This is a genomic window from Psychromonas sp. 14N.309.X.WAT.B.A12 (genome assembly GCF_030397575.1).
GTDB lineage: Bacteria > Pseudomonadota > Gammaproteobacteria > Enterobacterales > Psychromonadaceae > Psychromonas.
Window position 1 is genome coordinate 35035 of record NZ_JAPNXS010000012.1, and the last position, 13215, is coordinate 48249.

General features: G+C 40.8%; 10 protein-coding genes. 7 read left to right on the plus strand and 3 right to left on the minus strand.

Annotated features, from left to right (window positions below):
• Window positions 1-17 precede the first annotated feature (17 nt).
• The 7 genes from OW492_RS14430 to purU all read left to right on the plus strand — a co-directional run bounded on the left by OW492_RS14430 (window position 18) and on the right by purU (window position 8049).
• Window positions 18-971 carry a glycine betaine ABC transporter substrate-binding protein gene (locus OW492_RS14430; protein WP_290040994.1) on the plus strand — a complete coding sequence of 318 codons (954 nt, stop codon included), beginning with the start codon at window positions 18-20 and terminating at the stop codon, window positions 969-971.
• Window positions 972-1070: 99 nt separating this feature from the next.
• Window positions 1071-2117, plus strand: a complete 1047-nt coding sequence (locus OW492_RS14435) for a betaine/proline/choline family ABC transporter ATP-binding protein (RefSeq protein WP_290040996.1) — start codon at window positions 1071-1073, stop codon at window positions 2115-2117.
• Window position 2118: 1 nt separating this feature from the next.
• Window positions 2119-3648: an ABC transporter permease subunit gene (locus OW492_RS14440; protein WP_290040998.1), complete on the plus strand. Its 1530-nt coding sequence runs from the start codon at window positions 2119-2121 to the stop codon at window positions 3646-3648.
• Between the two features lie 61 nt (window positions 3649-3709).
• Complete coding sequence (locus OW492_RS14445) at window positions 3710-4459, plus strand: electron transfer flavoprotein subunit beta/FixA family protein (protein ID WP_290041000.1); 750 nt, start codon at window positions 3710-3712, stop codon at window positions 4457-4459.
• On the plus strand, window positions 4459-5385 hold the full coding sequence (locus OW492_RS14450) for an FAD-binding protein (RefSeq protein WP_290041001.1): 927 nt from the start codon (window positions 4459-4461) through the stop codon (window positions 5383-5385). Before OW492_RS14445 ends, OW492_RS14450 begins: the two co-directional genes overlap by 1 nt.
• Window positions 5386-5442: 57 nt before the next feature.
• On the plus strand, window positions 5443-7083 hold the full coding sequence (locus tag OW492_RS14455) for an electron transfer flavoprotein-ubiquinone oxidoreductase (RefSeq protein WP_290041078.1): 1641 nt from the start codon (window positions 5443-5445) through the stop codon (window positions 7081-7083).
• A 99-nt stretch (window positions 7084-7182) separates the two neighbouring features.
• Window positions 7183-8049 (plus strand): formyltetrahydrofolate deformylase, encoded by an 867-nt coding sequence (purU, locus tag OW492_RS14460; RefSeq protein WP_290041003.1) that lies wholly within the window; start codon window positions 7183-7185, stop codon window positions 8047-8049.
• 90 nt (window positions 8050-8139) lie between these two features.
• Here the strand turns inward: purU and OW492_RS14465 are convergent, their stop codons facing one another.
• From OW492_RS14465 to OW492_RS14475, 3 genes are all read right to left on the minus strand, one after another.
• Window positions 8140-8883 (minus strand): acetoacetate decarboxylase, encoded by a 744-nt coding sequence (locus tag OW492_RS14465; protein WP_290041004.1) that lies wholly within the window; start codon window positions 8881-8883, stop codon window positions 8140-8142.
• 161 nt (window positions 8884-9044) lie between these two features.
• The gene (locus OW492_RS14470) at window positions 9045-11882 is read right to left on the minus strand and encodes a TRAP transporter permease (protein ID WP_290041006.1); all 2838 of its coding nucleotides are present in this window, start codon (window positions 11880-11882) and stop codon (window positions 9045-9047) included.
• A 273-nt stretch (window positions 11883-12155) separates the two neighbouring features.
• Window positions 12156-13121: a TAXI family TRAP transporter solute-binding subunit gene (locus OW492_RS14475; protein WP_290041007.1), complete on the minus strand. Its 966-nt coding sequence runs from the start codon at window positions 13119-13121 to the stop codon at window positions 12156-12158.
• Window positions 13122-13215 lie beyond the last annotated feature (94 nt).

The window sequence follows — 13215 nt, forward strand, 5'->3', positions numbered from 1 at the left end:
ATAACATGGAGAGTAATATGAAAAGGGTAACAAAATTATGCTTAGCAATATCACTAGGTTTAACGGGCGTTTCAGCACAATCAGCTGACCTTGTTTTAGGGGTGCCAAGTTGGCCATCAGCTGGGGTTACTTCGAATGTAATTAAAATCGTACTGGAAGAAAACTTAGGCTTAGATGTCGGTATGCAAAGCGGTACCAACCCCATTATTTGGGAAGCAATGGACCGAGGTTCAATGCAACTTCATCCTGAAGTTTGGTTACCCAATCAACAAAATCTCTACCAGAAGTATGTGGTTGAAAACGGCACTGTTGTGAAAAATCAACATAGTGTTGAAGCTAAACAAGGGCTGTGTATTACTAAGGAGATGTCAGATAAATACGATATTAAATCGATTTACGATCTGACTGATCCTGATAAATCAGCCTTATTAGATAGCGATGGCGATGGTGAAGGTGAGATTTGGGCTGGTGAACCTGGTGCAGCTTCAACTACTGTCGAAATAATCCGCGCTAAAAGCTATGGCTATGACCAAACTATTAAGTTAGTACAAGTGGATATTCCTGTTAACTTTGCTTCACTTGATGCAGCAGTGAAAGCCAAGAAACCTTATGTTTTCTCTTGTTACACACCACACTATGTCTTTGCTTTGTATGACATTGTGTTCTTAACAGAGCCAAAACATAACGACGCGACATGGAAAACAATCCAACCAACAAACGATCCAGATTGGTTAGCAAAATCCAATGCTGACTCAGGATGGCCAGTCACTTATGTGCAAATGCACTATGCAAAATCATTAGAAAAAGATCAGCCAGAAGCAGCTGAAATCTTGAAAAACTTCTCAATCACCTCTGACATTATGAGCGAATGGAGTTTTTCGGTGGTTGTTGGGAAAAAGTCACCAGCTAATGTTGCTGCAGAATGGGTCAAGAATAATCAAGATATCGTCAACACTTGGTTGGGCCTATAACACCGAGTTGAACAATGAGCTTCCCTTGCCTTTTTACCAGGAAAGGGAGTGCTCGAATGATTCATATTTCTAAAACCTTAACAATAGGTACGGCTTAGTATGACAACAGATGTAATTCAATTAGAAAATGTATGGAAAATATTTGGTGATAGAGCCGAAGAAGCAATGGAAGCAGTCAAAAGTGAAGGCTTAGATAAAGCCACTGTCCTTGAACGATTTGGTTGTGTAGTCGGTATTGCAGATGTTTCATTCAAAGTAGCTCGTAGTGAGATTTTTTGCATTATGGGGCTTTCAGGTAGTGGCAAGTCCACACTTATCCGCCACCTTAACCGCTTAATTGAACCTTCAGCAGGTCTGGTTAAAGTACTCGACCAAGATATGTCTGCATTATCACCTAATGCACTACGAGAAACTCGTGCTAAAGATATAGGTATGGTATTTCAGCACATGGCCTTATTACCACACCGTACGGTTGCTGATAACGTAGCATTTCCGTTGGAAGTACAAGGGTTGCCTAAAGCACAACGTTGGGAAACCTCATTACACGCTTTATCACTGGTTAACTTAACCGGTTATGAATATCGACTGCCTCATCAACTATCCGGTGGTATGCAGCAACGTGTTGGTTTAGCCCGAGCACTAGCTAGCGACCCAGAAGTGTTATTGATGGATGAACCCTTTAGTGCACTCGACCCATTAATCCGCCATGAATTACAAAACCAATTCGTACAACTAACTAAAAACTTACAAAAAACCACCGTATTCATTACCCATGATTTAGACGAAGCGATCCGCATTGGTGACCGTATTGCCATCATGAAAGATGGATGCTTGATTCAAATAGGCACACCAGAAGAGATTGTGATGCAACCTGCAGACGAATATGTCGCAGACTTTGTAAAAGGCATCTCTAACCTCAAATTAATCAATGCTCATTCCATTATGCTAGCGATTAACGATACGACATTACCTAGTTCCATTGATAAAACAGCCGCACTGCGTGCAGATGAAAATACTAGCCTAGAAGCATTAATCGACCTCTCTGTCACCACTACATTACCTATCATAGTTACTAATGATACGGGTCAAGATATAGGTGTGATCAGCAAAGATACCCTGCTTAAAGGCATTAAGGGAGAAGAATAATATGAATACTCAACAAACAGCTTCGCTTAACCAAGTCGATTATACGCAACCCATTAAACACTTTACTCAACGTCAAAGTAGTTATTATCAAGGGCACTTTACTAAGATTCAAACAGACACTCGTTTGCATATCTCTTTTAACTTTTTTGCCGCTTTATTTGGACCGCTATGGGCAGCTTCACGCAGTGTGTGGGGATTCTTTTGGGTGAGTGCGATTGCTATTTTAATCTCATCCATTTTACTTGGCCAAGGCCTCTGGGGCGAAGCGGGAGGCGGTAAACTTGCTCAAGCAGACCGTTTGTTTGCTAAGTCTCAAGAGATGGCCACCAAAGGACAAGCCGCACTAAACAATGGAGAAGCCAACGCTAACGCTTTTTTTCGTAACTCCGATAATCTAAGAAGAGCCGCAGAAAAAGCAGTACTCGCTGCTGAAGAGAATGCCAAAGGCGCTAGTCAAAACGCTATCTATGGAGGCTTACTACTATTTGTTGTCTTCCTTATCCAAGGTTTTACTGCCAATGCTGTTTACGAGAAACAATATTGCCGCTGGCGACAAGACTCTGCGGTAGGTAGCGGCTTCCATAGCAAAGCACTATTATGTGGTATCGCTATTCTTGCCTTTATTTACCCATTAACGCTGTATCGTTTTATTTCAGCAGAGCAAATCAGCTGGTTAGTGGAGTTTCCTTCGGATAAAGCAATTTTCAACACCACAGCCAATTGGCTTAATTCGATGTTTGACTTCCTAGCACTTAATGGTGCGAATTTCTTTGATGCTATTACACAACTGATTAACCTCTTTTTAGATGTAATTGAAACTGTGTTAGTAGGGACACCCTGGCCTGTGATCATGATGCTAATAGTATTTATGTCATGGCGTATATCTGGGATAAAAGCTGCTTTCTATACCGCTATTGCTCTATCTTACTTAGCGTTTTTTGGTTACTGGGAAAAGAGTATGGCGACCATCTCTTTATTAGGTGCTGCTGCGGTGATTTGTGTTGTTGTTGGTGTGCCACTCGGAGTGTTGTGTGCCAAAAACAAAACTATCGATTCAATTACTAAACCTGCACTGGATTTCATGCAAACCATGCCGGCCTTTGTTTACCTGATTCCGATCATTGCATTCTTCGGAACAGGCAAACCACCGGGAGTGTTAGCGACCATTATTTTCGGTATGCCACCAGTAGTACGTTTAACGACATTAGGTATCCAACAAGTTCCCGCCTCGATTGTTGAGGGTGCATTAGCCTTTGGTTGTTCACGTAAAAAGTTATTACTGGATGTCGAACTACCATTAGCAAAATCAAGTATTTTGGCTGGTATTAACCAAACTATTTTAATGTGTTTATCAATGGTGGTTATCGCCTCATTGATCGGTGCAGAAGGCTTAGGGACAGATGTCCTACAAGCATTACAGTTTGCAGCAAAAGGACAAGGTTTATTAGCGGGTTTAGCGATTCTATTTTGCGCGATTATGATTGACCGTATCATTCAGGGTCTATTTAAACCCAAGGAAAAAACAGAATAACCAGTAATAAAAATTACTACATTTTAATTAGCACTTATGCACAACAGATAGAAGGTAAGTTATGAAAATATTAATTATGGTAAAACGAGTAACCGATCCAAACGTCACTATTAGACCTAATATGGATAGTAGTAATGTTGACCTAACTAACGTAAAAATGGCAATGAACCCTTTCTGTGAAATTGCTACAGAAGAAGCAATTCGCTTAAAAGAAGCAGGAATTGCTTCGGAAGTTATCGTTCTGTCTATTGGGGATAAGCAATCTCAAGATCAAATCAGAACATCCTTAGCAATGGGTGCTGACCGAGGCATTTTAATTGAAACTGACGCAACGTTAGAGCCACTTAATATCGCTAAGCTAGCAGCTAAAGTTATTGAAGAAGAAGAGATTGATCTCGTGTTACTGGGTAAACAATCCAGTGATAAAGACAACAACCAAACAGGACAAATGCTAGCTGCAATCAAAGATTGGGGACAAGCAACCTTCGCCTCTAAATTATACATTAGCAATGAAAAAGCGACCGTAACACGTGAAGTTGATACCGGCTTACAAACTATCGAGCTGACTTTACCTGCCATTGTGACCTGTGACTTACGCTTAAACACACCTCGCTTTGCTTCTTTACCTAATATTATGAAAGCAAAACGTAAACCATTAGTGATTAAGCCTATTGAAGAGTTTGGCCTAGATTTAACACCGCGCTTTAAAATGTTAAATGTAGAGTCTCCACAAGTACGCGAAGCTGGCGATATTTTAGGCTCTGTTGATGAGCTACTTGAGAAACTAAAAACAACAGAAGGAGTACTATAATGACTATTTTAATTATCGCAGAGCACGACAACAGCAGTCTAAAAGAGATCACTCTGAATACGATCACAGCCGCAACACAGATTGGTGGTGATATCGACCTATTAATCGCGGGCGAAGATTGTGCGGCAGCGGCAGAAGCAGCCGCTAAAATCAGTGGCGTAACACGTGTTTTAGTAGCAGACCAAGCTTGTTATAACGGCCAGTTAGCTGAAAATATGGCGGCACTCATTATGTCAATGGCCAGCAACTATAGTCATATACTTGCGCCTTCAACTGCGAATGGTAAAAACGTATTACCGCGCGTAGCAGCAAAACTCGATGTCTCTGTTTTATCGGATATCATTTCCGTTGAAAGTCCAGATACCTTCAAGCGCTCTATTTATGCCGGTAATATCATTGCTACTTTACAATCTCTTGATCCAATTAAACTACTCACTGTACGCGGTACTTCATTTTCTCCTGCAGAACAAAATGGAAGCGCATTCATAAAGGTAGTAGATGGTGCCTTTGATGAAGCATTATCACTGTTTATTAACAACGACTCTGTGGTGAATGAACGCCCAGAATTAACCTCTGCCAAAATCGTTATTTCTGGTGGTCGTGGTATGCAAAACGGTGAGAACTTCTCGATGTTAGAAAAGGTGGCTGACAAGGTCGGTGCAGCCGTAGGTGCAACACGCGCAGCGGTGGATGCAGGCTTTGTACCGAATGATATGCAAGTGGGTCAAACCGGTAAAATTGTTGCCCCTGATTTATATATTGCTGTTGGTATCTCTGGTGCAATTCAACATTTAGCAGGGATGAAGGAGTCTAAGGTGATTGTTGCTATCAATAAAGATCCTGAAGCACCTATTTTCCAAGTAGCTGATTATGGGATTGTGTCTGATCTATTCGACACATTACCAGAACTAGAAAATGCCCTATAAGCGTTAACTATATATCTATTAATTATTAAATAAAGGAGACCAACAATGCGTGAATCAATGGAATTTGATGTCGTTATCGTTGGTGCAGGACCGGCAGGTCTCTCTACGGCCTGTCGATTAATGCAACAATCACAGAAAGAAGAGCGTGAATTAACCGTCTGCGTCATTGAAAAAGGCTCAGAAGTGGGCGCACATATCTTTTCTGGGGCTGTATTTGAAACACGAGCATTAGATGAGATATTTCCAGATTGGAAAGAGCGTGGTGCCCCACTCAATACACCTGTGACGAGTGATGAAATTTACCTATTAAAGAATGCTGAAAAGGCACAAAAGCTACCAAATAGTTTAGTGCCTAAAACCATGCATAACGAAGGTAACTACATTATCAGTGTAGGCAACCTATGCCGTTGGTTAGCAGAACAAGCAGAAGAGCTAGGTGTTGAAGTATTCCCAGGTTTCCCAGCTGCTGAAATATTATATGGCGATGATGGTGAAGTAAAAGGTGTTATCACTGGAGATATGGGCATTGATGCCAAAGGTGAGCAAAAAGCCGATTACATGCCAGGCATGGAGTTACATGGTAAATACACTATTTTCTCGGAAGGGTGTCGTGGTCATTTAGGTAAACAACTGATCAATAAATATCAGCTTGATAGCGAGTCTGATACACAGCATTACGGTATTGGTCTTAAAGAGCTGTGGGAAATTGAGCCAAGTAAGCATAAACCAGGATTAGTAGTACATGGTGCAGGTTGGCCATTAACTAAAGAAACTAGTGGCGGCTCTTTCCTTTATCACGCAGAAAATAACCAAGTGATGGTTGGGATTGTGATTGATTTAAGTTATTCAAATCCTTTCATCAGCCCTTTTGATGAACTGCAGCGTATGAAGCATCACCCTATTTTTAAAGACACATTAGAAGGTGGTACTCGTATCTCCTACGGTGCACGTGCTATTGCAAAAGGTGGGTTAAATTCTTTACCTAAAATGCACTTTCCAGGTGGGTTATTAATAGGTTGTGATGCTGGCACCTTAAATTTTGCCAAGATAAAAGGCACACATACAGCAATGAAGAGCGGCATCTTAGCAGCAGAAAGTATTTTTACCGCAATCAGCAGTGAAATAACTGTTAGCAATGAGTTAAGTTCATTTACCGAGGCCTTTAAAACCTCTTGGTTACATGAAGAGTTACACCAAACACGTAACTTTGGACCTGCAATGCATAAGTTTGGTACTTACATGGGCGGTGCATTCAATTATTTAGATCAAAACTGGTTCAAAGGAAAACTACCTTTTACTCTACATGATACTAAACCTGACCACGAACAACTTAAGCCTGCAGCAGAGTGTACTGATATTGCTTACCCTAAACCTGATAACAAAATCAGCTTTGATAAGCTTTCTTCGGTGTTTATATCCAATACCAACCATGAAGAAGATCAGCCCTGCCATCTCAAGTTAAAGAGTGAAGTAATTCCTGTAGAAAAGAACCTTGCATTATTTGCTGGTCCAGAAGCACGTTTTTGTCCTGCAGGTGTTTATGAGTTTGTTGAAAACCCAGAAAACCAACAACAGCAATTACAAATCAATGCACAGAACTGTTTGCACTGTAAAACATGCGATATCAAAGACCCAACTCAAAATATTACTTGGCAAGTTCCTGAAGGATTAGGAGGCCCTAGTTACCCGAATATGTAGTGTGAATTAATCGGCAGTGAACCAGATCAAAACATGTTTCATCGCCATCAACTAATAGCGTAACGCTTCTATTGAAGCTCAATATATAAGGCATGAACAATGGCAACTGAAAAACCAAAAGAGTTTATTTTTACTGCGACTTGCACAGCAAGCAGCAACATAGTGGCATCGGTCACGTCGTTTTTATCAGAACGTGGCTGTTATTTAAGTGAGTTATCTCAATTTGATGACCCTACAACTAAACGCTTTTTCATGCGTACCGTAGGGTATATTGAATCAGGCGATCACACCTTTGAAGATCTCAGCAAAGAGTTTCCAGAAGTTGCCGAAAAATTCGATATGGATTGGAAACTAGAGCCTGCCGATAAACCGTGTAAAGTACTATTAATGGTGAGTAAATTCGACCATTGTTTAGCCGACCTTTTATACCGCTTACACAAAGGTGAAATCAATATGGAAGTGACAGCAATTGTCTCTAACCATAAAGATTTACGGCCTATGGCAGAGCGTGAAGGGATCCGTTTTATCTACTTACCTGTAACCAAGGACAACAAACCAGAACAAGAAAAAGCGTTGATGGAAATTGTTGAAGAAACGGGCACAGAGCTAGTAGTATTAGCACGTTATATGCAAATTTTATCCAATGAACTCTGTGATCAATTAGCTGGCCGAGCGATTAATATTCACCACTCTTTCTTACCTGGTTTTAAAGGTGGGAAACCTTATCATCAAGCACATGAACGCGGTGTGAAACTGATTGGTGCAACAGCTCACTATGTGACTTCTGACCTTGATGAAGGCCCTATTATCGAACAATCAGTACAAAATGTTGACCACACCTTTTCACCAGAATCACTAGTCGCTGTTGGTCGTACAACTGAAACTGTAGCCTTAGCAAAAGCGGTGAAGCTGCACACTCAAAGTCGTACTTTCGTATACGGTAATAAAACAGTTATTTTCCGTTAAAACTTCTTAACCATCGGTGTTATTACTCGTACTCTAGACATTAATAACACCGATTTTCGTTTCAAATAACTACATTTAACTCGATAGTATTTAATAGTCAATTTGATAATCAACAACCACTTCACCCCAACTTAACGTGAGGTCAGCGATAATATGGTGCGCACTAAGCACTTTCTTCACAGGTAACTCTGCCATTGGTGCTAAGGCATGATTAAACAACTCTAACGCACCTGGCCCTGACCATGCCTCTTTCACGATAACATCTTGCATATGATACTTAACTAATTGCGTAATCAGCGGAGTGTTATCTACATTAGGAATAATTTTTAATAGGTAACCCGGCTCAGTTTCCATGCTCTGTTTTACTTGTTCAAGATCCATGGCATGCCATTTGTAGGGCATAGTCGCTCTGGCTATTTCACATTTGCCAAAAAATACTCGTCCTAAAACACAGTCTGAATCGTACAATAACTCTGGTTGTGCATACTTTTTAGGAAAGCCCCAAATTTCACGACCCGCAGCAATAGCTGGGAAGTTATTTAAATACATTTGATGAACATACTGTCCTGGTTGCCCGTTTAAGGTAACAGGAATAATCTGACCAGACTCTGTGAATGAGCCAAACCCTCTAAAGTCTTCCATCTTAATCACTTCAAACTTAACGATCGGCTGGTCGAATTTCAAAGGCTCAGGTACAACGCCATCCAATGCACTGCGGTCGGTTTCATAAGTCACAATAAAGAACTCCCTATTGATACATCGTACTTTATCTGGTCCTACTGTTGGCGCTGTAGCGGGCATCGAGGTAAGTTGTTTAATTTTATCAAAATTCATTGTTTTTTCGGCCTGTCTTAGTATCGAAAATAAAGGTGTATTGTTATGTGTTTAATCTAGGCTGACAAAGGAATTAAAAGACAGGGGTATAACTTTATGGAATGCAAAAAAATACCGCGTTTACAGAGTAAACGCGGTATTAAATTAGGAACACTTAAAGGTTAAGCATTTACTGTTTGTGTGTTGTCTGAATGCGCCTCAGCGGCATCATTGATGTCACGACGTTTACGTTGTAATCTCATGATAATAAACAATAATAATAGCGCTGGTACATAGAACCATTGTTTAGCAGGGCGCACTACTGGCACACCTACATCGACAATAATTTGGTCAAAATCAAAGCCGACTTTTTCAGCAGTACTATCAAAACCAATACCATCAACCATGATTGAACCATCTTCCTGTGGAAGTAGCTCTAAACCATAGTTTTCTAGACGCTCTTGGCCTGTTTCACCTTCACCAACCAGCATTAACATGGTCAGTGTCACTGGGTCACCCACATCATTTTGGCCGTTAACTAATACACGTAACTCAGTCCCCGGATCAACCTCTTCCATCACATTGACTAACTCAGTACCAGCACGCTCATCATAAGGAGGGATCACATAGTCCATCCAGAAACCTGGACGGAATAACGTGAATGCAATAATCAATAGTGCAAATGATTCCCACAGTTTTGATTTAGCGATAAAGTAACCTTGTGTACCTGCGGTAAATATCAACATCGCCATGGTGGCGGTAATAAATATCGCTATCCCTTCTAAGAAGGTCACATCCATTAACAATAAATCGGTGTTAAAGATGAATAGGAATGGCAATAAAGCGGTACGCAATGAGTAGAAGAAGGCAACAAAACCAGTCTTAATTGGATCCCCCCCCGATACCGCTGCCGCCGCAAAGGATGCTAAGCCTACCGGAGGTGTTACATCAGCCATGATCCCGAAATAAAACACAAACATGTGTACTGCAATCAGTGGCACGATCAACCCATTTTGTTGGCCTAAACTAACAATCACAGGTGCTAATAAAGACGATACAACAATATAGTTTGCGGTAGTCGGTAAGCCCATACCTAGAATAAGGCTGAGAATACCTGTCCAAACTAAGATCAACATGATCTGTCCCATGGACAAGAATTCAACCAAGGCAGCCAGTTTTAAACCAATACCCGTTTGTGATACCGCACCAACAATAATACCGGCAGCAGCTGTTGCGATAGCAATACCGATCATATTTCTTGCACCAGTGATCATACCGTCAATCAACTCACTAAAGCCTTGTTTTACCATACCTGATGTTGATTTTTTACGGAAGAAAGCAAATAGGTGACGTTGTGTTAATAGAATGAAAATCATCAGAGAAGTAGCATAGAATGCAGATAACCCTGGTGATTTACGTTCGATCATTAGGCACCAAATTAATACCACAACAGGCAATAAGAAGTGCAATCCAGACTTCACCGTTGGGCCTGTCTCAGGCAAGCTAAGTACTGGCGAATTAGGATCGTCCATAACTAAATCAGGGTAAGCGGAGCTGATTTTTACCAATACAACATAGGTTATTGCAACTAATGCAGCCACTACCCAGAATAGTAAATCAGGAGCAACAAAAGACTTCAACAAGCTAACTACAAAGAACAAACCAAAGGCACCAATGACTAAGTTACCTAATACAATTGCACCGGTAGAAATAGTGTTAGCTAACTTATCTTCACTGGCCTTTGCTTTGAGCTTTTTAAATACTAGGTACTGAATAGCAATAACCGCTAATACTAAACCTAAACGAGCTTCAGTCGTTGCTAATGCCTCATACAACTCAGATAAGTAAAAAGCACCACCAGCTAATGCAATGATAGGTAACAGTGTCATTGCCCAAGAGATTAATACGTCTTTAGCCGTTTTAACTTCACCTTCACGTGTTAAACCTTTCATATTTAACTTCATCGCTTCTAAATGCACGATATAAACCAATGCAATATAAGAGATGATAGCCGGTAAGAAAGCATGTTTTACTACGTCAAAGTAAGGAATATTCACATATTCCACCATTAAGAACGCCGCCGCTCCCATTACTGGAGGCATGATTTGACCATTAACCGATGAAGCAACTTCTACAGCGCCAGCCTTTTCAGAAGAGAAACCAACACGTTTCATCATCGGAATTGTAAAGGTACCTGTGGTTACTACGTTAGCAATCGAAGAACCAGAAATAAGCCCAGTCATACCCGATGCAACTACTGCTGCTTTTGCAGGACCACCACGTAGATGGCCCATTAAAGAGAAAGCAACTTTAATGAAGTAGTTACCTGCGCCCGCACGATCTAATAACGCACCAAACAGTACAAATAAGAATACAAGGTCCGTTGATACCCCTAGCGCAATACCAAATACGCCTTCAGAAAATAGCCATTGATGGTCCATAACACCACCAAATGTTGAACCTTTCCAAGCAATCAACTCAGGTGCATAAGGCCCTAAGAAGGTATAACCTAAGAAAATCATAGCAACCACCATCAATGGTGGACCTAAGGCACGTCTAGTGGCTTCTAGTAAAGTCAGCATTCCCACAATAGCCACACCGATATCCACAGGATTAGGCGCACTTGGGCGGTCGCTTAAGCGAATGCCAAAAATACTATCCACTAACATGGAATCAGCAATAAATGGATACAAAGCACAAAGGCTGGCAATGATCGCTAATCCCCAATCAGCCATTGGTACTTTGCTGCGTGAAGAAGCTTTAAAAGCTGGATAAGCAAGGAAGGCTAAGAAGATAGCAAACCCTAAATGGATTGATCTTGCTTCCCCACTTGAGAATACACCCCAACCAAATAAGAAAGGCAGAGGAGATGCGATCCAAACTTGGAATATAGACCAAGTTAACGCCACACCCGCCATCAATTTAACTATCTTTTGATTGGTTGGATTTCTTCCTCCGGTATCGGTGGAAGCGACGAGATCTTGTAATTCCTCATCATTCATTAGTGTTTTTTCAGTCATCAGAAAATTTCCTATTGATACGCATGACAATGCGATCTTGTGTTACTAGAGATCATTCTAAAAATGCGTAATTGATGCTTTAGATTATCTATATTGATATCCACTATAATCGGTAAAACTACACCGCTTACAGTTGAGATATACCGAAATTACTTATTGAATTGCAATCACTTTTTTAGTTTATTGATAGTAAGTAGTTTTGGTATATCTGCTTTTTTAAAAACAAAAAAGCGGAAGTATAACTACTCCCGCTCTATTTAGCTAAGGGTTAGATTACATCCAACCTTTTTCTTTGTAGTAACGAATCGCGCCTTCATGAAGTGGAGCAGATAGATTTTTAGTGATCATATCGCTTTCTTTCAGGTTAGCAAATGCAGGGTGCATCTTCTTGAAACGTTTAAAGTTTTCAAATACAGCTTTCACCATTTGGTAAACTGTTTCTGAATCTGTTTTAGTTGAGCTAACAAACGTAGCCGCTACACCAAATGTTGCTGTATCAGTGTCAGTACCTTTGTACATGCCTGCTGGAATACTTGTCATTGCGTAGTATGGATTATCAGACGCTAACTTTTGAGCAACGTCATTATCAACAGGTACCAATACTGCATCACAAGAAGTGGTTGCTTCTTTGATTGAACCATTCGGATGACCAGCAACGAACACGATTGCATCGACTTTACCGTCACATAGTGCAGCCGCTTGCTCTGAAGATTTAAGTTCAGACGCAACAGCGAAATCACTCATTTCCCAGCCCATTTTGCTCATCAATACTTCCATCGTACCGCGTTGGCCTGAACCTGGGTTACCTACGTTTACTTTTTTGCCCTTTAGATCGTCAAAGCTTTTAATACCGGCATCTGCACGAGCAACCACTGTGAACGGTTCTGCATATACAGAGAATACAGAGCGTAATTCTTTAAATGCACCTGCAGGGAATTGCTCTGGCGCAGTACCGTTGTATGCATGGAACTGCCAATCTGATTGAGCAACACCCATATCAAGATCGCCAGATTTTAGACCGTTAATGTTAGTTACTGAACCACCTGTTTTGTGAGTACAGTTAATTTCGTGCTCAGCTGTACCACGGTTTACTAGACGACAAATAGCACCACCTACTTGATAATAAACACCCGTTTGACCACCAGTACCAATTACTACGTGTTTAGTTTCTGCAATTGCAGAACTTGCCATGAATGTTGCGCCTACAGCCGCTGCCATTGCTAATTTTTTTAAAAACATATTTAACTTCCTTTTAGATTTATTTCGGTGGTACTTTCCTATATAGACAAGCAAGAATCAAGCCTATAGAGGAAAATATGTGGACTCTCAAGTC